Below are 23,735 nucleotides of genomic sequence, written 5' to 3' on the forward strand. Positions count from 1 at the left end.
ACACGGGCACCTGCTCACTTCAGCCTACGGACAGGCTGACTCGCAAAAACGGAGTTTATGCATGCGCCAAAAACCGGGCCCACGCCCCAAATCACCGACAGTCGACACACCGGCGACCTCAGCATCGCTACCTGTGGATCGTTCGGCAAACAACCCGATACTCCCCGCCCCCGATAGCATTCCGGACCATTTACCGGTCGATTCGCCTTCTTCACCCAAGCGACCTCGACTGGACGAGCCAGGCAGCTCTCGACCACAAACCTCACCCATCGAAGTGAGCGTTGTGCCGAGATCTCGCGCAGATACGCCAACATTTTCGATAACGTCGCTGGAAGATTTTGCGCATCCGTATTTTGGCGATCTTCCAGAGCCGAATGAATCCGGCATCCGGCGTTATCTGGCCAAGGACTGGGTCGATGTACACCCTCCAGGCACTGAAGGCCGACACCACGTTTGCGTGCAATACGATGCAGACCTCAAGGCGTATCGGGTGATGTCGTTTCGGCGCCTGGCACCTGGCCCACCGATCTATCGAACCACGCAGGGCAATCTGTGGAGTCTGGATCGACACCTCACCTTGCTGAACGGCGATGACTACGCCTTTTCAGAGACACCGGATGCTGATGGCTACTACGCGTTCCGCGCCCTCGGATCGAGCAGTGATGCTGCCATCCTCGGTTATGCCATCAAGCACCCGGAGCATCATTGGGTTGCCATTGATCCCGCGCGAGCAAAGGACAAGAGATCAGCTGTTGCGCAATGGTCGGATCAGGACATCCAGCGCATGTACATTGTGGATGAAGTACGGATTTCGGACTTCCGCACACACGCGCAAGCGTCCGGCAAAGCGCCGGAATGGGCACCTCGAGTGCAGAACACCGAAGACGCTCTCTTCGTAGCCGACTCATTGAAGTGGCTGCATCCACAAATGTCTTTGGCCCAGCGTCTGGAATTGCAGCGCAGCTATAACCTGACCAAGGACCAACTCTGCCGGTTACGCACAGAGTCGGGTGACGGCCAGATCCCCGAATGGGCTGAACAGCATAAACGCCTGACGCTTGACTCGAACAACGTGCAGCGCTTCAACCTGATCGGCGAAGAGCTGGAACACTACGTTCGAGATTTGAGATCCCAAGGGCTGGCTCTCGACCATCACTGGCCCGCCACCCGCTACAGCGATGTTTTTCTAGCTGACTACGCCGCTCATCTCGGCTATCTGCGAAGCAAACACGACATGCTGTACCGCACCGACATCCCGGCGATGTTCCGCGGCGAAACCCGGTTACCGTTCGAACTGGCCCGGGACGGGCGGATGATGTACCGCAAAGGCAATCCCACGGGCACCACGAACAAGCGCGCGTTAAGTGCAACATTCGGACTGCATGACGCCACCGCCTACGCGGCGACCAAGGGCGGTTTCTATCACGAGCTGCATTACAACTCGCAGGCCAATCGTTTTCCCGGGGTGAATCCGCAGCGTTCCAAAGGCCAGACCGGCGAGTCCTCCGACTCGGGCAGCTCGGTATCTGAGGGTAAACGAACCGGTGACGAGGGCGACTCTGACAGTTCTTTTGTTTTCGATGATTCGAAAGGTTATGAATCCACACGCCGCAAGCAAACCACGTCATTTGTCTACGCCATAGATACCCGAGGCCTGGAGGTGGTGCCGGGAGCGGAAAACAAGGCCTTCAACCCCGCTAACGGAAAATTCCTCTTCGACGACCTGGAGGGGCATATCTCCACCCCCACACGCGGCATCAGTGCCGAGCGGATCTGGCTGGTACGCTCCGACCTGACGCGAGCCGCCCGGGTCAAAGATGTGCTGGAGCAGGCGGGTGACCGTGTCGCGGCCCTCGAACAGGCCACCTGGGCAGGCACCGACAGTCGAGCGGCCGGTAACTTCGCCAGCAATGCCTATGACAGCCTGATCGACGAGATTGCCGGTTCAGGCGGCCTGATACTTGAGCTGCCCAAGGGCGACAAGACGTTCGCCGACGACATCGTCTGGCCGGTTCCCGAGCATGACCGGTCTTGATTGCGCGCGGTGCGCTGACAACACAACTGAGCCAACGGATGGCTGACCCAACCACATGGAGTGACCTTTATGCGCCAAAAACCAGGGCCGCTGCGCCCACCGCCAACGACCGATACACCCGCCCCCCCGGTTTCTCGTCCTGCGTCCTACGATCGGCCCATTGACCTGGATTCCCGCTTGCCTGGCCGCGTCAGGCCGGATGGCTCGAACGAGCCGCCGGGCATAAACCCCGACGGCCCTCACGGCAGCAGCGCGAGAGTCGAGCCTGGCATAACGATTACACAGATGTCCGAAACGCAGACGCTCCGGACTCGTATAGCGACGTCGCCCCTGGAGCCTTATTTGCAGAGTGTCGACGCGTCTTTGCACCACGATGTAGACGGGTTGAAGATGCACAAGGGTCGCAGATTCGCGGACATCGCCAACGAAGATGGATCCGCCGCCGGGCTGACGGTAATGGTGGCGTTCCACGATTTGATCAAGGCCTACCGGGCCAGGTTACCCAGTGAGCTGACTCCCTCGGGACCTCCCCTCTATCGTGTGGCCGACAGTAACGTCTGGAGCCTGAAGAAGCCGATCGAATATTACGACCCCATGCAGTTCGCCTCGTCTCATACCGCGGATGCTCAGGGCTACTACTCTGTTCACAAACACCGGGCGATTGAGCACTCTGGCCCGTATGGCAAGTGGACTGAATTCGAAGTGGTGCAACGAGACGCAGGTTTCGCCTTTGCCGATGAGCATCGACGTTTGATTCGGGTTGATCCGAGTGAGGCACGAGGAGAGACAGCTGTCCCGCTGAAACTTGCGCATTGGAGCGATGGAGATATTTGGAAGATGTACCGCCTGGAGGGCGCGCAGGCCTTGGTATTTCGAATCGAAGCACAAGCCCTGGGAAAAGCACCTGACTGGGCTACGCGTTTCAACGAGCCGGATACTCACACATTTTTGATCGACTCATCGAGATGGTCTTACCCACAAAAATCCGAGACTGAACGTGCGCAAATCCTGCGCAGCTACAACTTGAGCATGGCTCAGCAAAATCGTCTGCGACAAGACATGGAACATGGACGGTTCCCCGATTGGGCCGAACAGCACAAACGCTTGAGTCAGAATCCGTTGGACGACTCACGCTTTGAGCAGATTGCAGAAGAACTGGAGCCATTCATTCTAAAAATGAGAAATGAAGGCGAGAACCATGATTTCGACTCACATCCCGTCGAACAACGTTATGAAGAAAACTTCCTGAAAAGTTATCTGGAGCACGCCGGCTACAAACGCAATAAGCATGACTATCTTTATCGGATAGACATTCCGGCGATGTTCCGCGCCGATTTGCGTACGCCTTTCGAACTGGCTCGGGACAAACGCTTGGTAAAATTGCGGGGCAATCCTTCTGACTCCACGACCAAATCGGCTTTCAGCGCGACATTCGGTGCGGCCAATGCTTTGAGCTACATGGGATTTGATTACTACTCCAACCCTCGGCACTACAACAGCCAGGCCAACCGCTATCCAGGGCATTTTTCCGACAGCGATTCGTCGAGCGGGTATCGACACAATTCGGCTGAGGAGTCTGACACCTCGTTTGAAATGGACGACTCACGCGACTACCCATTGCTACGGCGCAAGCAAACGCTTGGCTTCCTGTATGTCATCGACACCCGTGGTATCGAAGTCGTCCCGCGAGTGGAAAACATTTACCTGAACGACAAGGATTTCGACGGAGACAAACTGGAAGGCCGGATATCAATGCCGACGCGAGGTATCAGTGCAGAGCGGATTTGGCTGGCGAGTTCGGACTTGAGCCAAGCGGCCAGAGTCGGGGATATTTTGCGGCAGGCCGGTGACAACGCCGAGCAGATAGAGAAGGCGACATGGGCAGGTACCGACGGGAGCGACAGCTATTTTTTCGGAACCACTGCTTATGACCGATTGATCAGCCAGATAGCCCACTCCGGCGGTATCGTGTTGAAGTTGCCCAAAGGCAAAAACACCCACTCCAACGATATAACCTGGCCGGTGGCCGAACATTACCGAGCCTGACGAAAGGCGCCATCCATATTGATAATGAATGGCGCCTTTTATGAAACAGCGACTGATCGCTATTTGATTACCTTGATCACGAATTTTGCCGGTTTCTGATTGAAGGCGTTATGCCCCGTCACATTAGGATCTGCATCCAGGAAGGTGCTCATCCCACTGCTCACATTGCGATACAAGGGCCGGTCATTCGGCTCGCTGATCAATTCAAGATAGGCCGGCCCGGATTCGAGGTGGCGCAGAGAAGCCCTCGTCGCGGCAGGTGTGCTGATTGAAAAAGACTGTGTTGGCGCATGGGTACTGGCCAACAGGTTATGCGTCTTGTCCTCTATGAATAACCGCGCACCGTCGAATGCTCCCGCAAGTACAAGGTTGATTGCATATTCGTCACCCTGTGCGACGAATTTCAACAGCAGTGGCGCGTCATTCTCATGATCCGCCAGGGTGATGAAACTGGAGACACGCCAATCCGCCAGGCCCACTTCGGCATCCAGTTTTTCGCCTTTGGTTATCCGCAGGTCGCGAAGAGACTGTTGCAGACGTTGTTGATTAAGCACCACTGGCCGACCATCAAGATAAAGATGCGCGGTGAATGTTTGGTTGGTTTTTTCTGTTAAAGACATACAGTTGCCCACGTGCAAACGCCTGCTGTGACTAAAACTGTAACGGCAGGCCATGCTGGAAAAAGAAAGGATCAAATGGCGGTCGCGGCCGTTACTGTTTTGGCGCTCGCAGACATCCGCGGGACTTCGCCAACAGGAACTTTTTCTGATTTTCGTTTACGCCGGGCAATCACCATCCGGTCTGCATAAACCGTTGCGGCTTCAATAATGTGTGTCTCGTTATGATCCGCCCCGGCATATTTAAAAATATACTTGCTGGCGATATCATCCCAAAACGCCCACTCATCTTCATAGACAGTCATGTCTTTCATCCTTGTTGTTATTCAGGTTGCCCGCTTCCTGCGGACAACTTGAAATTAAGACAAAGACAAAAGCAAAACAATGCTGGCAGTCGCCATGAGTTGATTCAAAGTGCAACTAGGCAAACAACTCACCCTGAAGCTCGTCGAGCAATGCCTGGATCGCATCCAGTCGCTGCTGGGGATCGTCGAGCTGCAGCAGATCGATCTTGTCTTCTTCGGCGAACGGCAGCAGATAGGCCAGTTGATTAGCCAGCGATTGCTGACCCAGCGCCTCGGTGCCCATGTTCAGCGCTTCCACCATCGGGTGCTCGGCCAGTGCCTTGAGCAGCGCCACCAGATCAGCGTCTTCGTCTTGCAGCGGTTGCTCGGGCTCGTCATCCAGCCACTCGACATCGGCGAGAATCAATTGATCGCGCTGCACTTCAGTACGCAACACAGTGAACCGCCGCCCGCCTTGCACACGTATGCCCAACAAGCCGTTGTCCTGCTGCTGGAAATCGGTGATGCGTGCTTCGCAGCCGACCAGCGCATACCCTTCCGGCGCCAGCCCGACTTCGCTGCCCTGGAGAATGCACACCACACCGAAACCACCGCCCTGCTTCATGCAGCGGCCGATCATGTCCAGATAGCGTGCCTCGAAGATCTGCAAGTCGAGGTTGCAGCCGGGAAACAGCACTGTGTTCAGCGGGAAAAGCGGCAGACTCATAGACATTTCCTTACACCACCATCGACACCGCCAACGGCAGGAACACCGCCGTGGCCACGCCCATCAGACTCATCGCCAGCGCCGCAAAGGCACCGCACTCATCACTTTCCTGCAACGCCACCGAGGTGCCGACCGCATGCGCGGTCATGCCCAGCGCCATGCCACGCGCCTCGGGGCTATGCACGCCGAGACGGGTCAGCAGCGCCGGGCCGAAGATCGCACCGATCACCCCGGTGATCAACACGAACACCGCCGCCAGCGCCGCAACGCCGCCGATCTGCTCGGCCACCAGCATGGCGATCGGTGAAGTCACCGACTTCGGCGCCATAGTCATCAGGATCATGTGCTCGGCGCCGAACCACCAGCCCAGCAACACACCCATGCCTGTGGCGACTACCCCGCCTATCACCAGCGTAGTAAAAATCGGCCAGAACAATTGGCGGATGCGTCGCAGATTCAAGTAAAGCGGCACCGCCAGCGCCACCGTTGCCGGCCCGAGCAGAATACTGAGGATCTCGGTGCTCTTGCGGTACTCGGCGTAAGTCAGGCCGCAGCCGACCAGCACGCCGATCACCAACAGCATGGAGACCAGCACCGGTTGCAGAAAGATCCAGCGGGTTTTCTCGAACGCCGCCAGCACCAGTTGATAGGCACCGAGGGTGATGCCGATACCGAACAGCGGATGATGAATCACCGAAGCCCAGGCGCCCTGCCAGTCAAAAAGCATCAGGACTCCTCCGGTGACGACGGCGCGTGACGCTTGACCAGACGCTGCATCAGCACGCCGGCGAAGGCCATCGACAGAATCAGCGACAGCACCAGCGCGCCGACAATTGCCCAGAAGTCTGCGGCAATTGCTGTGGCATAGACCATCACGCCAACGGCGGGCGGCACCAGCAGCAACGGCAGATAACGCAACAGACTGCCGGCCGCAAGGTTCAGCGGTTCGCCGACTTCACCGCGAACGATCAGGAATACGAGCAACAGCAACAGACCGATGATCGGCCCCGGCAGCACCGGCAACAGCAAATGATTGAGCGCCGTGCCGAGCAGTTGAAACAGCACCAGCAGGGTCAGGCCACGTAGCAACATCCGACATCTCCGTCTTACTTTCCACTGTGCAAGTCGTCCGCATTATAAGCACGCCTGCGCTATGGATCGGCATTCGCCAAAAGCATGGTCGGTTGACCGGAGCAAATCGCCATGATGATCTACAGTGGTTCGCAGGGAGGTCAAATCCCCCCACCTGAAAAACTATAAAACCGATGAACCCAAGGAGAGTCTCAATGCCCTATGTTCCAGTTGCAGAGCTCAAAGATTATGTCGGCAAGGAACTCGGACGTTCCGAATGGCTCACCATCGATCAGGAACGCATCAACCTGTTCGCCGAAGCCACCGGTGATTATCAGTTCATTCACGTCGACCCGGTCAAAGCCGCGCAAACACCTTTTGGCAGCACGATTGCCCACGGTTTCCTGTCGTTGTCGCTCATCCCGAAATTGATGGAAGACATCCTGATCCTGCCGCAAGGCGTGAAGATGGTGGTCAACTACGGTCTGGATAGCGTGCGTTTCATCCAGCCAGTGAAGGTCAACTCGAAAGTCCGCCTGAAGGTCGATCTGGGCGAAGTGACCGAGAAAAAACCGGGCCAGTGGTTGCTCAAAGCCACCGCAACCCTGGAGATAGAAGGCTCGGACAAACCGGCCTATATCGCCGAGCCACTGTCGCTCTGCTTCGTGTAAACGTTCCGGATGCGAAGCAGCGCACGCTGTTTCGCGTCACGTCTCTATATATGCCACGCATAGCTGCGGCATACTCGGTCGCCTAATTGCCCGGATCCCGCTATGCGCTCATTTGCTCGTCTTGCACCCCTTGCCTTGACCCTGATGCTCACCGCGTGCGGCGACGGCGAATCGCTGCTGCCCCCGGATGCGCGCCTGCCCGACGGCGGTCGCTATCGCGGTGAACTGGTCGATGGCTTGCTGCAAGGTCAGGGCCGTGTCGACTACCCCAACGGCAGTTGGTACGCCGGCCAGTTCGACAAAGGTCAGTGGCATGGTCAGGGCGAATGGCACGGCAGCAATGGCGAGGTCTATCGCGGCCAGTTCCAGCAGGGGTTGTTCGACGGCCAGGGCAGCCTGACCACCAACGCCAGCAGTTACACCGGCGGCTTCAAGCAGGGACGCCGCGAAGGCGAAGGCACCCTGAAAGAAAACGCCATGACCTACCGTGGCGAATTCAAGGCCGACCAGTATTCCGGGCTCGGTCGGCTGGAAATGGACGACGGCAGCTCCTATCAAGGCCAGTTCGCCCATGGCAAACCCAACGGTGAAGGCCAGCGTGGCGACTCCAGTGGCAACACGTTCAGCGGGCATTTCGTCAACGGACAACTGGAAGGCAACGGCACCTTCAACAGCGCTGACGGCGATATCTACGTCGGCGGCTTCAAGAACAATCAATTGCACGGCAAGGGCCGCTACGAAAACGCTGACGGCGATGTCTGGCTCGGCCAGTTCAAAGAAGGCGCGCTAACCGGCAAGGGCGAACTGATCGGTGCTGATGGCAGCCATTACATCGGCGCATTCAGTGACTGGCGCTTCAGCGGTCAGGGCCGCTTGAACCTGTCCGATGGCAGCTTCTACATCGGCGGTTTCGACAACGACAGCTACGCCGGACGCGGCACCCTGGTGCTGACCGATGGCAGCGTGATGAGCGGCACCTGGATCAACGGCCAGCGCGTGCGCGACGCCGATGGCAAATTGCTGCCTGACACCCTCGAACTCGGCTTGCTCGCTCAGGGCCGCTTGCTCGACGACGCCTTGGCCGCCATCCCTGCTTCGACTCCAGCGGTCGAGCTGTACACCCTGACACTCGGTGGCGACGGCAAGCAAAGCGTATTTCTGCGCGAATCCGACTACGTGGCCAATATGCTCCATACGCGCTTCGGCGCCTATGGTCAGATCCGTCTGGTCAACCACCGCGATCACCTCGGCGACCGACCGATGGCCACGCGCGAAAACCTGCGCCGCGCCGCACAAACCCTCGCCGAACGCAGCGGCCCGGAAGACCTGCTGTTCATCTACCTGACCAGCCACGGCACTGCCGAACACGAACTGGTGCTCGACCAACCGCGCATGGAACTGGCCGACCTGCCCGCCGACGAACTCGCTGCCGTACTCGCGCCGCTGAAGAATCGCGATAAGATCATCGTGATTTCTTCGTGCTACTCCGGCGGTTTCATCCCGGCCCTGAAAGACGAACGCACGCTGATCATGACCGCCTCGCGCGCCGATCGCGTGTCCTTCGGCTGCTCGGAAGAAGCCAATTTCACTTACTTCGGCGACGCGCTGTTCGCCCAGGCGCTGAACCAGACCGATGATCTGGAGCAGGCCTTCAAACTGGCCAGGGCGACCGTCGCCGAGCGTGAACTGGCGGACAATTTCGAAGCGTCGGAGCCGCAGATCTGGGCGCCGAAAACCGTGCTGTCGCACTGGCAACTGCTGCGCAAACAGCAAGCCAGAAAAGCATTGCAAAGTGCTGCGTTGAACGACGGAGCGACAAAGAGCAACTAAGCTGAACAGTATCAAGGGAGAGACACTATGTACTTGACGCCTCAGCACGTATTGCTTGCCGGAGCCACCGGTTTGACCGGTGAACATCTACTCGACCGTTTGCTCAACGAGCCAACGATTTCTCGCGTGCTCGCCCCTTCGCGTCGGCCATTGGCGGAACATCCACATCTGGAAAACCCGGTGGGTGATCCGCAGGCGTTTCTGCCGCAGCTCAGTGGCCGCGTCGATATCGCCTATTGCTGTCTCGGCACCACGATCAAGCAGGCCGGATCGGAAGCGGCGTTTCGCGCGGTGGATCTGGACATGGTGGTGGCGTTTGCCAAACGTGCGCGGGAGATGGGCGCGCGGCATCTGATCGTCATCAGTGCGATCGGCGCCGATCCGAAGTCGTCGGTTTTCTACAATCGGGTCAAAGGCGAAATGGAGCAGGCACTGCGCGCGCAGGACTGGCCGCAATTGACCATTTGCCGACCTTCGCTGTTGTTGGGTGAACGGACAGAACCGCGTCTGGCCGAGCAATTGGCCGGGCCGTTGTCGAAGCTGATTCCCGGTAAATATCGTGGCATCGAGGCGTGCCAATTGGCGCGGGCGATGTGGCGGTTGGCGCTGGAAGAGCAGGACGGGGTACGGGTGATCGAGTCGGATGAGCTGCGCAAGCTGGGCAAATAAAAGCAAAAGATCGCAGCCTTCGGCAGCTCCTACAAGTTCAAGTCGAACCCCGTGTAGGAGCTGCCGAAGGCTGCGATCTTTTGATGTTTACAATCCGCCTGTTGCCTGAAAACTCACGCCGATCACGGTAAGAAGCGACAGCGGCAACAACAGCGTATCCAACAACGCACTGCCCGGCAGATCCAAACCCGGATAGCTCGGCGCCTCAGCCCCGAAACGATCCATCGCGCAGCACCCGCCATTCAGCGCATACAAGTCCAGCCGCGTCCCGGAGTACACCACTGGCGCCCCCGGCTTGGCCGCGTCCAACGTGCGCGCCGTGGCGCACCCGTTCAGCAACAACGCCAGCCCGATGACCAGCAGCTTATTCATCGCTGCTCAGGTGATGCTCACCCCAACGCGGCAGCATGTCCTGAGGAATGCCGAGCAGATTGAGAATCCGCGCCACCACGAAATCGATCAGGTCGTCGATAGTCTGCGGCTGGTGATAGAACCCCGGCGAGGCCGGCAGAATCGTCACGCCCATGTTCGACAGCTTGAGCATGTGCTCCAGATGAATGCTCGAATACGGCGCTTCACGCGGCACCAGAATCAACTGACGGCGCTCCTTCAAAGTGACATCGGCGGCGCGTTCGATCAGGTTGTTGCAGGCGCCGGTGGCAATCGCCGACAACGTGCCCGTGGAGCACGGCACCACGACCATCGCCGCAGGAGCGCCAGACCCCGAGGCTACCGGCGACATCCAGTCTTCCTTGCCGTACACGCGGATCTGCCCGGCGGCAGCCCCGGTATATTCGGTGAGGAAGGCCTGCATCATTTGCGGCTTGGGCGGCAGCGTGACATCGGTCTCGGTGGCCATCACCAGTTGCGCAGCCTTGGAGATCAGGAAGTGCACCTCGCGATCTTCCCGCACCAGACAATCGAGCAGGCGCAGACCGTACTGGGCGCCGGAGGCACCGGTCATCGCCAGCGTGATGCGTTCGGGGCCATTGTTCATACCAGCGCCTCGGCGAGTTTGCCGTGCAGGCCGCCGAAGCCGCCGTTGCTCATGATCACTACGTGAGTGCCGGGCTGGGCCTGGCTCTTCACGCGCTCGATAATGCCTTCCAGCGAATCGCTGACAATCGACGGCACCGTGCACAGCGCGGCGGTGCCGGCCAGGTCCCAGCCGAGGTTGGCCGGGGCGTACCAGATCACCTGATCGGCATCGACCACGCTGTCCGGCAAGCCGTCACGGTGGGCGCCGAGCTTCATCGAGTTGGAACGCGGTTCGATGATCGCGATCAGCGGAGCGTCGCCGATGCGTTTGCGCAAACCGTCGAGGGTGGTGGCAATCGCAGTCGGGTGGTGGGCGAAGTCGTCGTAAATGGTAATGCCGCGGACTTCGGCGACTTTTTCCATGCGGCGTTTGACGTTCTTGAACGCACTCAACCCGGCGATGCCCATCGACGGCACCACGCCAACATGCCGCGCCGCCGCCAAAGCGGCCAAGGCGTTGGCGACGTTGTGCTGACCGGTCAGCTCCCACTCGACGGTGCCTTGCGACACGCCTTCGAACATCACTTCGAACGCTGAGCCGTCTTCGCTGAGCAGTTTGACCTGCCACTGACCGCCGGCACCGGTGGTTTGCACCGGGGTCCAGCAGCCCATTTCGATCACACGTCGCAAGGCCGGCTCGGTGGTCGGGTGGATGACCAGGCCTTCACTCGGAATGGTGCGCACCAAGTGGTGGAATTGCCGCTCGATCGCCGGCAGATCCGGGAAGATATCGGCGTGATCGAACTCAAGGTTATTGAGGATCGCGGTGCGTGGGCGGTAATGAACAAACTTCGAGCGCTTGTCGAAGAAGGCGCTGTCGTATTCGTCGGCCTCGATCACGAAGAACGGCGTGCCGCCCAGACGTGCCGATACCGAAAAGTTCTGCGGCACGCCGCCAATCAGGAAGCCCGGACTCATGCCGGCGTGTTCCAGGACCCAGGCGAGCATGCTGCTGGTGGTGGTTTTACCGTGAGTGCCAGCCACCGCCAAGACCCAGCGACCTTGCAGCACGTGATCAGCCAGCCACTGCGGGCCGGAGACGTACGGCAGGCCTTTGTTCAGGACATATTCCACCGCCGGGTTGCCGCGGGACATGGCGTTGCCGATCACCACCAGATCCGGTGCCGGATCGAGCTGCGCCGGATCGTAACCTTGCGTCAGCTGAATGCCTTGTGCTTCAAGCTGCGTGCTCATCGGCGGATAGACGTTGGCGTCGGAACCGGTCACGTGATGGCCCAGCTCTTTGGCCAACACCGCCATCGAGCCCATGAAAGTCCCGCAGATACCCAGAATATGAATGTGCATAGTCGACCTCGTAAAACATGGCCGCAGGTTAGCGTAGGGAGGGGGAAATCGCACTCTTTAGGTGAGGGGCGGGACTGGTTGGCCGCAGCATCTCGATTCTGCTGCAGATTGTAGCCCCTCACCCCAGCCCTCTCCCGAGGGAGAGGGAGCCGATCTCGGTCGCTTTCAAATCCCGAGTTCGGCTCGATAACTCAGGTCGGCGTAAATCAGTAGAGCACTCGCCCAGTCCACTTTTCGGCGGGAGAGGGAGCCGATCTCGGTTGCTTTCAAATCCCGAGTTCGGCTCGATACCTCAGGTCGGCGTAAATCAGTAGAGCGCTCGCCCAGTCCACTTTTCGGCGAGAGAGGGAGCCGATCTCGGTCGTTTTCAAATCCTGAGTTCGGCTCGACACCTCAGGTCGGCGTAAATCAGTAGAGCGACTCGGTCAGTCCACTTTTCGGCGGGAGAGGGAGCCGATCTCGGTTGCTTTCAAATCCTGAGTTCGGCTCGATAACTCAGGTCGGCGTAAATCACCAAAACACCGCGGTCAGTCCCCTCTCCCTCTGGGAGAGGGCTAGGGTGAGGGCCTTCTAACTGACTCGCCGCTCAATCCCGTGTTTACGCAGCTTTCTATAAAGAGTATTGCGACTGACACCCAGTTGCTGCGCCGTATGGGTCATGTGCCAGCGGGTTTGCTCCAGCGCATTGAGCAGAGCCGACCTTTCGGCGTCTTCCAGTGGATGATCGGATTCCTTAACCGCTAATACTGCCGCACTCCCCTGCCGAATCATCACCGGCAAGTCCTCAACCCCGATCCGCCCTTCATCGCATAACGCCGCCAGCGTGCGCAGAACATTACGCAACTGCCGCACATTGCCCGGCCAGTTGAACGCCAGCAACGCCTGACGCGCGGCCTCGTCGATCACGATGGTTTCACCGCCCGCCTCTTCGGCCAGCAGAAAATCCAGCAACTGCGATTTATCACTGCGGGCGCGTAATGCCGGCAACGCCACTTCCAGGCCGTTGAGCCGGTAATACAAATCCTCGCGGAAGCTCCCATCCGCGACCCGCTCCAGCAGATTGCGGTGGGTGGCGCTGATGATTCGCACATTGACCGCTTCCGGTTCGCCACCGATCGGCACCACTTGCCGGTCCTCCAGCACCCGCAACAACCGCGTCTGCAAGGCCAGCGGCATGTCGCCAATCTCATCGAGAAACAGCGTGCCACCATCCGCCTGCTGCAACTTGCCGCGCATGCCGTCCTTGCGCGCGCCGGTAAAACTGCCGCCGCGATAGCCGAACAATTCGCTCTCGATCAGGCTTTCCGGGATGGCCGCGCAGTTGAGGGCGACGAAGGCTTTGTTTGAGCGCTGGCTGGCGTGATGCACAGCCTTGGCGAAGGCTTCTTTGCCGGAACCGGTTTCGCCGTTGATCAACAGCGGCACATCACGCTCGAACACGCGCAGGGCTTTGCGGAAATCGGCCTGCAGCGCCTGATCACCGAGGCAAATGCCCGACAATGATTGCGCCTTGGCCACAACCGGGGCCGGCATGATCGGTAGAGATTTGCGCGACTCACCGCGCAACACCGCAAACAAATGCCGGCCATCGCGGGTGCGCAGCGGCCAACTGGCGCTGGCATGAGCGCTGGCGCGACCGAGCAATTCATCCAGCGAGCAATCGAAAAAAGCCTCGACCGGTTTGCCCAGCAAACCGCCACGAATGTGCCCGAGCAAGTTCAGCGCACTCTGGTTGACCGCGCTGATCCGCCCTTCCCCGTCAAACGCCAGCAAGCCCTCGCTGAACAGCCCGACGGACTCGGCTTGCAGGTGGAAACGCAGCAACCATTGGTTATCGAAACAACGCAGGAAGTAGCAGCTCTCGATCATCTTCGCCGACAGATTGACCAGCGCCATGGTGTGGAACTGGCTCTGCCGCGAGACATCATGGCGAGCCGACGACACGTCGAGCACCGCGAGCAGTTCGCCGTGGGGATCGAACACCGGGCTCGCCGAGCAGGTCAGGCCGGTGTGGCGACCACGAAAGTGCTCATCCTGGTGAATGGTCAGCGCCTGACGTTCGACCAGGCAAGTGCCGATGCCGTTGGTGCCTTCGCAAGCCTCGCTCCAGTCAGCCCCAAGCCACAGGCCGGCGCGCTCGAAGATCTTGCGTTCGGCGGGCGCGGTGACGCAGTTGAGGATCACTCCGCGCGCGTCGGTCAGCAGCACCGCGTGGCCGGCGCCGGAGAGTTGTTGGTGCAGGCTGCTCATTTCATTGCCGGCGATCTGCAATACCTGTTGCAGACGCTCGCGGCTTTCGAGGACCCGGCCGTGTTCAAGCACGGTCGGCGCGATAGCCAAGGCGGGATCGAGATGGTAATCCTCAAGGCAACGCAGCCACGAGCGGGCAATCGAAGGATCGGCACCGGGGCCGTGCAGGTGCGGTTTGCCCTGGGTAGCAGTGAGAACCTGTTGGGCATGGCGACTCAAATGGTTGTCGTGCATTTCTTATTGTTCTCCCCGAGGCTCGACGGCCCAATGCTGAGGTGACGCCCAGCATCCCCCAGCCACCGACGCATTGCAATGCTGGCAAGACTGTCCGGTCACGGGCTGTACCGAAAGCGGTACAAACTGTCACCCCATCTGTACCGAAACCGTCACAGGCAAAATCCGCTCGTCCGACACAAACCAGCCAAGCCCTTGATTTACCTACCCTGCACGGCAGTGGCCCGACCTTTGCTCTACGCTTATAGCAAGCGCACTTGCGCGTTTCTCTAATAAGTACAAAGCCAAGGAGAACATCATCATGCGTTACGCTCACCCCGGTACTGAAGGCGCCAAAGTCTCGTTCAAAGCCAAGTACGGTAACTACATCGGCGGCGAGTTCGTCGCGCCTGTCAAAGGTCAGTACTTCACCAACACCTCGCCAGTGAATGGCCAGCCGATTGCCGAATTCCCCCGCTCCACTGCCGAAGACATCGACAAGGCACTGGACGCCGCCCACGCCGCTGCCGACGCGTGGGGCGCGACCTCCGTGCAGGCGCGCTCGCTGATCCTGCTGAAAATCGCCGACCGCATCGAACAGAACCTCGAGCTGCTGGCGATCACCGAAACCTGGGACAACGGCAAAGCCATCCGCGAAACCCTCAACGCCGACATCCCGCTGGCCGCCGACCATTTCCGCTACTTCGCTGGCTGCCTGCGCGCCCAGGAAGGCAGCGCTGCCGAAATCGACGGCAACACCGTGGCGTATCACATTCATGAACCGCTGGGCGTGGTCGGCCAGATCATCCCGTGGAACTTCCCGATCCTGATGGCCGCGTGGAAACTCGCCCCGGCACTCGCCGCAGGCAACTGCGTGGTACTCAAACCGGCCGAGCAAACCCCGTTGGGCATTACCGTGTTGCTGGAACTGATCGGTGATTTGCTGCCACCCGGCGTGCTGAACATTGTTCAGGGCTATGGCAAAGAAGCCGGCGAAGCGCTGGCGACCAGCAAACGCATCGCCAAAATCGCTTTCACCGGCTCGACCCCGGTTGGCTCGCACATCATGAAATGCGCGGCCGAAAACATCATCCCTTCCACTGTGGAACTGGGCGGCAAATCGCCGAACATCTTCTTCGAAGACATCATGCAGGCCGAGCCGACCTTCATTGAGAAAGCCGCTGAAGGTCTGGTGCTGGCGTTCTTCAACCAGGGCGAAGTGTGCACCTGCCCATCCCGCGCGCTGGTGCAGGAATCGATCTACGACGAGTTCATGGCCGTCGTCATGAAGAAAGTCCTGCAAATCAAACGCGGCGATCCGCTGGACACCGACACCATGGTCGGCGCGCAGGCGTCCGAGCAGCAATTCGACAAGATCCTTTCTTACCTGGAAATCGCCAAGGGCGAAGGCGCCGAGCTGTTGACCGGCGGCAAAGTGGAAAAACTCGAGGGCAATCTGTCGACCGGCTATTACATCCAGCCGACCCTGCTCAAGGGCACCAACAAGATGCGCGTGTTCCAGGAAGAAATCTTTGGCCCGGTGGTGAGCATCACCACGTTCAAGGACGAAGCCGAGGCCCTGGCGATCGCCAACGACACCGAATTCGGCCTCGGCGCCGGCCTGTGGACCCGCGACATCAACCGCGCCTACCGCATGGGCCGCGCGATCAAGGCCGGTCGCGTGTGGACCAACTGCTACCACCTGTACCCGGCGCATGCTGCGTTTGGCGGGTACAAGAAGTCCGGTGTGGGGCGTGAGACCCACAAGATGATGCTCGATCACTACCAGCAAACCAAAAACCTGCTGGTGAGCTACGACATCAATCCGTTGGGCTTCTTCTAAAACCTGAGGGCGACTCAGATATTTCTGTGTCGCCCGTTCAACCGCTTTCGCGAGCAAGCTCGCTCCCACAGGGATCTCTACAAGGTCTCGATATTGGGCTTACCACAGAAACCTGTGGGAGCGAGCTTGCTCGCGAAGGCGTCCTGTCTGACACACCACCAAAGGCCTGGCCGCTCTGGCACGGCCCTTGCGTACCCGTCATTCAGGATTTGCACCGAAACTGCCGCTGCGTGAACAGCATCCATCCACCTAACCGCTCCACCCGAAAGTCCACAGATCGAACAATAAAAAACAGAGAGGACTTATGACTTCCACCACACAGCTCAAACCCACACTCGGCACCCTGCACCTCTGGGGCATTGCCGTCGGCCTGGTGATTTCCGGCGAATACTTCGGCTGGAGTTACGGCTGGGGTACCGCCGGGACCCTGGGTTTTCTGGTCACGGCCTTGATGGTCGCAACCATGTACACCTGCTTCATCTTCAGTTTCACCGAATTGACTACTGCGATCCCACACGCCGGCGGGCCGTTTGCCTACAGCCGTCGGGCGTTCGGCGAGAAAGGCGGATTGATCGCCGGCATCGCCACGCTGATCGAGTTCGTCTTTGCGCCACCGGCGATTGCCATGGCCATCGGCGCTTATCTCAACGTGCAATATCCGGAGCTTGATCCGAAGATCGCCGCCGTCGGCGCGTATTTCGTCTTCATGACGTTGAACATCCTCGGCGTCAGCATCGCGGCGACCTTTGAGCTGGTAGTCACCGTGCTCGCCGTCGCCGAGTTGCTGGTGTTCATGGGCGTGGTTGCGCCGGGCTTCAGCTTCAGTAACTTCGTGCTGAATGGCTGGTCGGGCTCGAATGAATTCACCCTGGGGTCGATCCCCGGAATCTTCGCGGCGATACCGTTCGCAATCTGGTTCTTCCTCGCCATCGAGGGCGCCGCCATGGCCGCCGAAGAAGCGAAGGACCCGAAACGGACGATTCCCAAAGCCTACGTCAGCGGCATTCTGACCCTGGTGTTCCTCGCCATCGGCGTAATGGTCATGGCCGGCGGCGTTGGCGACTGGCGCCAACTGTCGAACATCAACGACCCGCTGCCACAAGCGATGAAAGCCGTGGTCGGCAACAATTCGTCGTGGATGCACATGCTGGTGTGGATCGGCCTGTTCGGGCTGGTGGCGAGTTTCCACGGGATCATTCTTGGCTACTCGCGGCAGTTCTTCGCCCTCGCCCGCGCCGGTTATCTGCCTAAAGGCCTGGCCAAGCTGTCGCGTTTCCAGACACCACATAGGGCGATTCTGGCCGGTGGCGTGATCGGCATTGCGGCGATTTACAGCGACGGTCTGGTCAATCTGCAAGGCATGACCCTGACCGCAGCGATGATCACCATGTCGGTGTTCGGCGCGATCGTGATGTACATCATCAGCATGCTCAGCCTGTTCAGACTGCGTAAGACCGAGCCGAACCTGGAGCGCACCTTCCGTGCGCCGGGCTATCCGGTGGTGCCGGCGATTGCGCTGTTTCTGGCGGTGGTGTGCCTGATCGCGATGGCGTGGTTCAACACGCTGATCGGCTGTGTGTTCCTTGGCTTCATGGCTGCTGGTTACCTGTATTTCCAGCTGACCGCCAAGCAACGCTCCGAAGCGCCGGCAGACGCTATGCTCGAAGGTATCTAGTTGCACCGGCACCGGGCCTTTCGCCCGGTGCCCGCTATATAGAAGTGCATGAAGTTCCAATGTGGGAGCGAGCCTGCTCGCGAAAGCGGAGTCTCAGTCGACGACGGTTTTGAATGTCAGTCCGCTTTCGCGGGCAGGCTCGCTCCCACAGGGAACTAGTTATCCACAGAATCAGGAGGACACCGCCCCATGGCCGCATTCGCCCATTCCGTCGGCGCCCAGACCTATCGCTTCGACAGCCTCAAGGACGTCATGGCCAAGGCCAGCCCGGCGCGCTCCGGGGACTTCCTCGCCGGTGTCGCCGCGCTCAACGACGGCGAGCGCGTGGCCGCGCAAATGGCGCTGGCCGACGTCCCGCTCACGCACTTCCTGCAAGAAGCGCTGATTCCTTATGAGGCTGATGAAGTCACCCGGCTGATCATCGACACCCACGACAAGCAAGCCTTTGCCGTGGTCAGCCACCTCACCGTAGGAGGCTTTCGTGACTGGCTGCTCAGCGACGCCGCCGACGAAACCAGCCTGCGTAATCTCGCCCCCGGCCTGACTCCGGAAATGGTCGCGGCGGTATCAAAGATCATGCGCGTGCAGGATCTGGTGCTGGTGGCGCAAAAGATCCGCGTGGTCACCAAATTCCGCGGCACCCTCGGCCTGCGTGGGCGCCTGTCGACGCGCCTGCAACCCAATCACCCGACCGACGAACCGTCGGGCATCGCCGCAAGCATTCTCGACGGCCTGCTCTACGGTAATGGCGACGCGATGATCGGCATCAACCCGGCCACCGACAGCATCGCCTCGATTTGCGCGATGCTGGAAATGCTCGACGCGATCATCCAGCGCTACGACATCCCGACCCAGGCCTGCGTGCTGACCCACGTCACCACCTCGATCGAGGCGATCAACCGTGGCGTGCCGCTGGATCTGGTGTTCCAGTCGATTGCTGGCACCGAAGCGGCCAACGCCAGTTTCGGCATCAACCTCAACGTATTGCAGGAAGGCTATGACGCCGGTCTGAGCCTGAATCGCGGCACTCTCGGGCAAAACCTGATGTATTTCGAAACCGGCCAAGGCAGCGCCCTGTCGGCCAACGCCCATCACGGTGTCGATCAGCAAACCTGCGAAACCCGGGCCTACGCCGTGGCGCGACATTTCAAGCCGTTCCTGGTCAACACGGTTGTAGGATTTATCGGCCCGGAGTACCTCTACAACGGCAAACAGATCATCCGCGCCGGCCTCGAAGACCACTTCTGCGGCAAGTTGCTCGGCGTGCCGATGGGCTGCGATATCTGCTACACCAACCACGCCGAAGCCGATCAGGACGACATGGACACCTTGCTGACGCTGCTCGGTGTCGCCGGGATCAACTTCATCATGGGCATTCCCGGCTCCGACGACATCATGCTCAATTACCAGACCACTTCGTTCCACGACGCGCTCTATGCGCGGCAGACTCTGGGCCTGAAACCGGCGCCGGAGTTCGAGCAATGGCTGGCCAACATGGGCATCTTCACCCAAGCGGATGGCAAGGTTCGCTTCGGTAACAACTTGCCGCCGGCCTTCCGCCAGGCGCTGGCGCAACTGGGATGAGTCACATGGAAAAACCGCCCATCGACCCGCAAAACCCTTGGCTGGAACTACGCCGCCTGACTCCGGCGCGGATTGCCCTCGGCCGCACTGGCACCAGCCTGCCGACCACTGCGCAACTGGATTTCCAATTCGCCCACGCCCAGGCGCGCGACGCCGTGCATCTGCCCTTCGATCACGCTGGCCTCAGCGCGCAACTGAGCGAGCGCGGACGCGAATCCTTGTTACTGCACAGCGCCGCCGTGGATCGCAACAGCTACCTGCAACGCCCGGATCTGGGGCGCAAGCTCAGCGACGACTCGGCCCAACGCTTGCGCGAATACGCGCAGGCGCATCCGGGCGGTGTCGATCTGGCGATTGTCGTGGCTGACGGCCTGTCGGCGCTTGCGGTGCATCGGCATACCTTGCCGTTTCTCACACGACTGGAGGAACAGATGAGCGCCGACGGCTGGTCGATGGCGCCCGTTATTCTGGTGGAACAGGGCCGAGTTGCTGTTGGCGATGAAATCGGCCAACTGCTCGGCGCAAAAATGCTGGTGATGTTGATCGGCGAGCGCCCGGGCCTCAGTTCACCGGACAGCCTCGGTTTATATTTCACCTACAATCCAAAAGTCGGCCTGACCGACGCCTACCGCAACTGTATTTCCAATGTACGGCTCGAAGGCTTGAGCTACGGCATGGCGGCGCATCGCTTGCTCTATCTGATGCGCGAAGCCTGTCGACGGCAGTTGTCGGGGGTCAACCTGAAGGACGAAGCACAGGTTCAGACGCTGGAATCGGACGCCGGTGTAGACATGAAAGGCAATTTCCTACTCGATCCGCCCACAACCTGAACCGTTTCCGCATTGCGTTTCTGCGCCGGTTTCAGGCAGGATCGATGCACGGCCGCACGGGTTTCCCATCGCCGTCAGAGCAGTTGAAGACAGCCACTTGAAGACGAGACCTATCATGCGGATTATTCAAGCGACCCTCGAACATCTGGATTTACTGACTCCACTGTTCGTCAAATATCGCGAGTTCTACGGTTCCCTGCCTTACCCGGATTCCTCCCGCGCATTCCTCGAAAAACGCCTGCGCCGCAAGGAATCGGTGATCTACCTGGCCTTGGCCGATGATGACGACAAGAAACTGATGGGCTTCTGTCAGCTCTATCCAAGCTTCTCCTCGCTGTCACTCAAGCGCGTGTGGATCCTAAACGACATCTATGTCGCTGAAGATGCGCGCCGCCAACTGGTCGCCGACAACCTTATCCGCACCGCAAAAAAAATGGCCAAGGAAACCCAGGCCGTGCGCATGCGTGTTTCCACCAGCAGCAACAACGAAGTGGCGCAGAAAACCTACGAATCCATCGGGTTCAAGGAAGACACCGAGTTCAAGAACTACGTGCTGCCGATCAGCGAAGAGCTCTGACTGCAAACGCAACGTGTGATGAGGGAGCCCGCTCCCTCAGCCACGCTCAATACATCCTGACAATTGTTCACACCCCGACATCCCCCGCTACAAAACCAACGCGCTTTTCATCCTTTAGACCGTATAATCCCGATCTTTCCGGCTTGTAAGAAAAACTACACCCCGCTGTAGGCTTACACGAAGTCATCCGCACAGGCCTGCCGAGTCGGGCCGTCAAACAGGTGCCCCCATGGATTTCAACCCGCTCGACCTTATCCTGCATCTCGATGTGTACCTCGATTTGCTGGTGAACAACTATGGGCCATGGATCTACGCCATCCTGTTTCTGGTGATCTTCTGTGAAACCGGACTGGTGGTGATGCCGTTCCTGCCGGGTGATTCGCTGCTATTCATCGCCGGTGCCGTTGCGGCCGGTGGCGGGATGGACCCGGTGTTGTTGGGCGGTTTGCTGATGCTCGCGGCGATCCTTGGCGACAGCACCAACTACGTGATCGGACGAACGGCTGGCGAGAAGCTGTTCAGCAACCCGAACTCGAAAATCTTCCGTCGCGATTACCTGCAAAAAACCCACGACTTCTATGACAAGCATGGTGGCAAGACTGTCACCTTGGCGCGCTTCCTGCCGATCATCCGCACCTTTGCGCCATTCGTCGCCGGTGTGGCGAAGATGCCGTATCCGCGTTTCTTTGGTTTCAGCGTGCTGGGTACCATCCTCTGGGTCGGCGGCCTGGTGACGCTGGGCTACTTCTTCGGCAACGTACCGTTCATCAAGAAAAACCTGTCATTGCTGGTGGTGGCGATCATTCTGCTGTCGCTGGTGCCGATGATCCTTGGCGTGGTTCGCAGCCGTTTCGGCGGCACCAAAGCTCAATCGCACTAAGCCGATGTGGTCGCTGAGCGCCTGGCGTCGCCGGCGCATTCTGGCGAAGCACCCGATTGCCGACGACATGTGGCAACGGGTGCGTCATCACCTGAGTTTCCTTGACGGTATCAGCGCTGCCGAAGACCAGTGGCTGCGCGAAGCCTGCGTGCTGTTCCTCGAAGACAAACACCTGAGCGCCCTGCCCGGCGTCGAACTGCATCAGGAACAACGCCTGCTGCTCGCCGCCCAAGCGCAATTGCCCCTGCTCAACCTGGGCGATCTGAACTGGTATCAGGGTTTCCACGAAATCGTGCTCTACCCGGACGATTTTCTCAGTCCGCAACGTCATCGCGACGCCAGCGGTGTCGAGCACGAATGGGACGGCGAACACAGCGGCGAAGCCTGGCAACAGGGGCCGATCATCCTCGCCTGGCCCGGCGTGATGGCCAGTGGTGGCTGGGAAGGCTACAACCTGGTGATCCACGAACTCGCGCATAAACTCGACATGCTCAACGGCGACGCCAATGGCCTGCCACCGCTACACGCCGATATGCGCGTCAGCGACTGGGCAAACGTTATGCAAAAGGCTTACGACGAACTCAACCGTCAGCTCGACCATGACCCTGACGCCGAAACCGCCATTGATCCCTACGCCGCCGAGAACCCGGCGGAGTTCTTTGCGGTCACCAGCGAATATTTCTTCAGCGCCCCGGATCTGCTGCATGAAGCTTATCCACAGGTGTATGCGCAGTTGCAGCTTTTCTACCGCCAGGACCCGTTGAGCCGATTGCGGCAACTTCAGGCCACAGACCCGGTCTATCAGGCGCACGACTAAGCTCTGCACGACTTTCGGTACATGGCGTCCACGGCAGAATATGCCTATAATCGCCGCCACTTTTTGGTCAATCCGGCCAAGTGTTTTTGGTCAACTACGGGGGCAACGCCCAATGAGCTACAGCAAGATTCCGGCTGGCAAAGACCTGCCGAACGACATCTACGTCGCGATCGAGATCCCGGCCAACCACGCGCCGATCAAATACGAAATCGACAAAGACAGCGATTGCCTGTTCGTTGACCGTTTCATGGCCACCCCAATGTTCTACCCGGCCAACTACGGTTACATCCCGAACACCCTGGCTGACGACGGTGATCCCCTCGACGTGCTGGTTGTGACCCCTTACCCGGTTGCGCCTGGCTCGGTGATCCGCGCCCGTCCAGTCGGCATCCTGAACATGACCGACGACGGCGGCGGCGATGCCAAAGTTATCGCGGTACCACACGACAAGCTGTCCCAGCTGTACGTCGATGTGAAGGAATACACCGACCTGCCGCCACTGCTGATCCAGCAGATCGAGCACTTCTTCGCGAACTACAAAGATCTCGAAAAAGGCAAATGGGTCAAGATCGAAGGCTGGGCCGGTGCAGACGCCGCCCGCGACGCGATCACCAAGTCGGTTGCCGCCTACAAAGGTTAAGCACCTGCACTACGCGTGATGCTTGAAGAAAACCCCGGTTGATCCGGGGTTTTTTGTGCTCGGAAAAAGCCGTCTTAAACAGAGCGTTTACGACGGACTACAGAAAAGTTTTAGCCTGTGTAATTTCCCACAA

General features: G+C 59.3%; 22 protein-coding genes. 13 read left to right on the forward strand and 9 right to left on the reverse strand.

The features are described from left to right. Window positions 1–61: 61 nt before the first annotated feature. On the forward strand, window positions 62–2,035 hold the full coding sequence (locus F8N44_RS13500) for a hypothetical protein (protein ID WP_150650630.1): 1,974 nt from the start codon (window positions 62–64) through the stop codon (window positions 2,033–2,035). Window positions 2,036–2,320: 285 nt separating this feature from the next. After that, on the forward strand, window positions 2,321–4,081 hold the full coding sequence (locus F8N44_RS13505; RefSeq protein ID WP_224794763.1) for a hypothetical protein: 1,761 nt from the start codon (window positions 2,321–2,323) through the stop codon (window positions 4,079–4,081). Between the two features lie 59 nt (window positions 4,082–4,140). Here the strand turns inward: F8N44_RS13505 and F8N44_RS13510 are convergent, their stop codons facing one another. The 5 genes from F8N44_RS13510 to F8N44_RS13530 all read right to left on the reverse strand — a co-directional run bounded on the left by F8N44_RS13510 (window position 4,141) and on the right by F8N44_RS13530 (window position 6,801). Next, window positions 4,141–4,701: a hypothetical protein gene (locus F8N44_RS13510; RefSeq protein ID WP_150650632.1), complete on the reverse strand. Its 561-nt coding sequence runs from the start codon at window positions 4,699–4,701 to the stop codon at window positions 4,141–4,143. Between the two features lie 71 nt (window positions 4,702–4,772). Continuing rightward, entirely contained in the window at window positions 4,773–5,003 is a 231-nt protein-coding gene (locus F8N44_RS13515) for a hypothetical protein (protein WP_150650633.1), read from the reverse strand. Between the two features lie 115 nt (window positions 5,004–5,118). Continuing rightward, window positions 5,119–5,709, reverse strand: a complete 591-nt coding sequence (locus F8N44_RS13520; RefSeq protein WP_150650634.1) for an LON peptidase substrate-binding domain-containing protein — start codon at window positions 5,707–5,709, stop codon at window positions 5,119–5,121. 10 nt (window positions 5,710–5,719) lie between these two features. Further along, window positions 5,720–6,436 (reverse strand): LrgB family protein, encoded by a 717-nt coding sequence (locus F8N44_RS13525; protein ID WP_053124192.1) that lies wholly within the window; start codon window positions 6,434–6,436, stop codon window positions 5,720–5,722. Continuing rightward, on the reverse strand, window positions 6,436–6,801 hold the full coding sequence (locus F8N44_RS13530; RefSeq protein WP_150650635.1) for a CidA/LrgA family protein: 366 nt from the start codon (window positions 6,799–6,801) through the stop codon (window positions 6,436–6,438). Before F8N44_RS13530 ends, F8N44_RS13525 begins: the two co-directional genes overlap by 1 nt. A gap of 194 nt (window positions 6,802–6,995) precedes the next feature. Between F8N44_RS13530 and F8N44_RS13535 the strand changes: the two genes are divergently transcribed. The 3 genes from F8N44_RS13535 (at window position 6,996) to F8N44_RS13545 (ending at window position 9,950) form a co-directional block, all read left to right on the forward strand. Further along, window positions 6,996–7,451 (forward strand): MaoC family dehydratase, encoded by a 456-nt coding sequence (locus tag F8N44_RS13535; RefSeq protein WP_007909575.1) that lies wholly within the window; start codon window positions 6,996–6,998, stop codon window positions 7,449–7,451. A gap of 102 nt (window positions 7,452–7,553) precedes the next feature. Further along, complete coding sequence (locus F8N44_RS13540; RefSeq protein WP_150650636.1) at window positions 7,554–9,281, forward strand: C13 family peptidase; 1,728 nt, start codon at window positions 7,554–7,556, stop codon at window positions 9,279–9,281. A 27-nt stretch (window positions 9,282–9,308) separates the two neighbouring features. Then, a complete protein-coding gene (locus F8N44_RS13545; RefSeq protein ID WP_034153753.1) occupies window positions 9,309–9,950 on the forward strand; it encodes an oxidoreductase in 642 nt (213 codons plus the stop codon). Between the two features lie 87 nt (window positions 9,951–10,037). Here the strand turns inward: F8N44_RS13545 and F8N44_RS13550 are convergent, their stop codons facing one another. From F8N44_RS13550 to F8N44_RS13565, 4 genes are all read right to left on the reverse strand, one after another. Next, window positions 10,038–10,322: a YceK/YidQ family lipoprotein gene (locus F8N44_RS13550; protein WP_150650637.1), complete on the reverse strand. Its 285-nt coding sequence runs from the start codon at window positions 10,320–10,322 to the stop codon at window positions 10,038–10,040. After that, a complete protein-coding gene (ubiX, locus tag F8N44_RS13555; protein ID WP_095122104.1) occupies window positions 10,315–10,947 on the reverse strand; it encodes a flavin prenyltransferase UbiX in 633 nt (210 codons plus the stop codon). The genes F8N44_RS13550 and ubiX overlap by 8 nt, the downstream gene beginning before the upstream one ends. Further along, window positions 10,944–12,293: a UDP-N-acetylmuramate:L-alanyl-gamma-D-glutamyl-meso-diaminopimelate ligase gene (gene mpl, locus F8N44_RS13560; protein ID WP_150650638.1), complete on the reverse strand. Its 1,350-nt coding sequence runs from the start codon at window positions 12,291–12,293 to the stop codon at window positions 10,944–10,946. Before mpl ends, ubiX begins: the two co-directional genes overlap by 4 nt. Before the next feature lie 570 nt (window positions 12,294–12,863). After that, complete coding sequence (locus F8N44_RS13565) at window positions 12,864–14,777, reverse strand: sigma-54-dependent Fis family transcriptional regulator (protein WP_150650639.1); 1,914 nt, start codon at window positions 14,775–14,777, stop codon at window positions 12,864–12,866. Between the two features lie 301 nt (window positions 14,778–15,078). On the opposite strand from F8N44_RS13565, the gene F8N44_RS13570 reads away from it, so the two are divergent. The 8 genes from F8N44_RS13570 (at window position 15,079) to ppa (ending at window position 23,602) form a co-directional block, all read left to right on the forward strand. Then, on the forward strand, window positions 15,079–16,599 hold the full coding sequence (locus F8N44_RS13570) for an aldehyde dehydrogenase family protein (protein WP_016984137.1): 1,521 nt from the start codon (window positions 15,079–15,081) through the stop codon (window positions 16,597–16,599). 304 nt (window positions 16,600–16,903) lie between these two features. Continuing rightward, entirely contained in the window at window positions 16,904–18,274 is a 1,371-nt protein-coding gene (gene eat, locus F8N44_RS13575; RefSeq protein ID WP_150650640.1) for an ethanolamine permease, read from the forward strand. Window positions 18,275–18,463: 189 nt separating this feature from the next. Then, on the forward strand, window positions 18,464–19,858 hold the full coding sequence (locus F8N44_RS13580) for an ethanolamine ammonia-lyase subunit EutB (protein ID WP_150650641.1): 1,395 nt from the start codon (window positions 18,464–18,466) through the stop codon (window positions 19,856–19,858). Further along, on the forward strand, window positions 19,855–20,688 hold the full coding sequence (gene eutC / locus F8N44_RS13585; RefSeq protein ID WP_412071512.1) for an ethanolamine ammonia-lyase subunit EutC: 834 nt from the start codon (window positions 19,855–19,857) through the stop codon (window positions 20,686–20,688). The genes F8N44_RS13580 and eutC overlap by 4 nt, the downstream gene beginning before the upstream one ends. A gap of 115 nt (window positions 20,689–20,803) precedes the next feature. After that, window positions 20,804–21,265, forward strand: coding sequence for a GNAT family N-acetyltransferase (locus F8N44_RS13590; protein ID WP_007910890.1), 462 nt, complete (start codon window positions 20,804–20,806; stop codon window positions 21,263–21,265). Between the two features lie 229 nt (window positions 21,266–21,494). Beyond that, on the forward strand, window positions 21,495–22,145 hold the full coding sequence (locus F8N44_RS13595) for a DedA family protein (RefSeq protein WP_007910892.1): 651 nt from the start codon (window positions 21,495–21,497) through the stop codon (window positions 22,143–22,145). A 4-nt stretch (window positions 22,146–22,149) separates the two neighbouring features. Next, window positions 22,150–22,962: a zinc-dependent peptidase gene (locus F8N44_RS13600; RefSeq protein ID WP_150650692.1), complete on the forward strand. Its 813-nt coding sequence runs from the start codon at window positions 22,150–22,152 to the stop codon at window positions 22,960–22,962. A 112-nt stretch (window positions 22,963–23,074) separates the two neighbouring features. Further along, window positions 23,075–23,602, forward strand: coding sequence for an inorganic diphosphatase (ppa, locus tag F8N44_RS13605; RefSeq protein WP_008052339.1), 528 nt, complete (start codon window positions 23,075–23,077; stop codon window positions 23,600–23,602). Window positions 23,603–23,735 lie beyond the last annotated feature (133 nt).

Source organism: Pseudomonas fluorescens, assembly GCF_902497745.1.
Lineage (GTDB): Bacteria > Pseudomonadota > Gammaproteobacteria > Pseudomonadales > Pseudomonadaceae > Aquipseudomonas > Aquipseudomonas fluorescens_BM.

Excerpts from the sequence above, each read along its gene's own strand:
- F8N44_RS13580 (WP_150650641.1), top strand. The coding sequence starts at position 18,464 with ATGGCCGCATTCGCCCATTCCGTCGGCGCCCAGACCTATCGCTTCGAC.
- F8N44_RS13570 (WP_016984137.1), top strand. The coding sequence starts at position 15,079 with ATGCGTTACGCTCACCCCGGTACTGAAGGCGCCAAAGTCTCGTTCAAA.
- F8N44_RS13530 (WP_150650635.1), bottom strand. The coding sequence starts at position 6,801 with ATGTTGCTACGTGGCCTGACCCTGCTGGTGCTGTTTCAACTGCTCGGC.
- eat (WP_150650640.1), top strand. The coding sequence starts at position 16,904 with ATGACTTCCACCACACAGCTCAAACCCACACTCGGCACCCTGCACCTC.
- F8N44_RS13595 (WP_007910892.1), top strand. The coding sequence starts at position 21,495 with ATGGATTTCAACCCGCTCGACCTTATCCTGCATCTCGATGTGTACCTC.
- F8N44_RS13600 (WP_150650692.1), top strand. The coding sequence starts at position 22,150 with ATGTGGTCGCTGAGCGCCTGGCGTCGCCGGCGCATTCTGGCGAAGCAC.
- F8N44_RS13545 (WP_034153753.1), top strand. The coding sequence starts at position 9,309 with ATGTACTTGACGCCTCAGCACGTATTGCTTGCCGGAGCCACCGGTTTG.
- F8N44_RS13525 (WP_053124192.1), bottom strand. The coding sequence starts at position 6,436 with ATGCTTTTTGACTGGCAGGGCGCCTGGGCTTCGGTGATTCATCATCCG.
- F8N44_RS13550 (WP_150650637.1), bottom strand. The coding sequence starts at position 10,322 with ATGAATAAGCTGCTGGTCATCGGGCTGGCGTTGTTGCTGAACGGGTGC.
- F8N44_RS13565 (WP_150650639.1), bottom strand. The coding sequence starts at position 14,777 with ATGCACGACAACCATTTGAGTCGCCATGCCCAACAGGTTCTCACTGCT.
- ppa (WP_008052339.1), top strand. The coding sequence starts at position 23,075 with ATGAGCTACAGCAAGATTCCGGCTGGCAAAGACCTGCCGAACGACATC.
- eutC (WP_412071512.1), top strand. The coding sequence starts at position 19,855 with ATGAGTCACATGGAAAAACCGCCCATCGACCCGCAAAACCCTTGGCTG.
- F8N44_RS13515 (WP_150650633.1), bottom strand. The coding sequence starts at position 5,003 with ATGACTGTCTATGAAGATGAGTGGGCGTTTTGGGATGATATCGCCAGC.
- mpl (WP_150650638.1), bottom strand. The coding sequence starts at position 12,293 with ATGCACATTCATATTCTGGGTATCTGCGGGACTTTCATGGGCTCGATG.
- F8N44_RS13500 (WP_150650630.1), top strand. The coding sequence starts at position 62 with ATGCGCCAAAAACCGGGCCCACGCCCCAAATCACCGACAGTCGACACA.
- F8N44_RS13510 (WP_150650632.1), bottom strand. The coding sequence starts at position 4,701 with ATGTCTTTAACAGAAAAAACCAACCAAACATTCACCGCGCATCTTTAT.
- F8N44_RS13520 (WP_150650634.1), bottom strand. The coding sequence starts at position 5,709 with ATGAGTCTGCCGCTTTTCCCGCTGAACACAGTGCTGTTTCCCGGCTGC.
- F8N44_RS13535 (WP_007909575.1), top strand. The coding sequence starts at position 6,996 with ATGCCCTATGTTCCAGTTGCAGAGCTCAAAGATTATGTCGGCAAGGAA.
- F8N44_RS13540 (WP_150650636.1), top strand. The coding sequence starts at position 7,554 with ATGCGCTCATTTGCTCGTCTTGCACCCCTTGCCTTGACCCTGATGCTC.
- ubiX (WP_095122104.1), bottom strand. The coding sequence starts at position 10,947 with ATGAACAATGGCCCCGAACGCATCACGCTGGCGATGACCGGTGCCTCC.
- F8N44_RS13505 (WP_224794763.1), top strand. The coding sequence starts at position 2,321 with ATGTCCGAAACGCAGACGCTCCGGACTCGTATAGCGACGTCGCCCCTG.
- F8N44_RS13590 (WP_007910890.1), top strand. The coding sequence starts at position 20,804 with ATGCGGATTATTCAAGCGACCCTCGAACATCTGGATTTACTGACTCCA.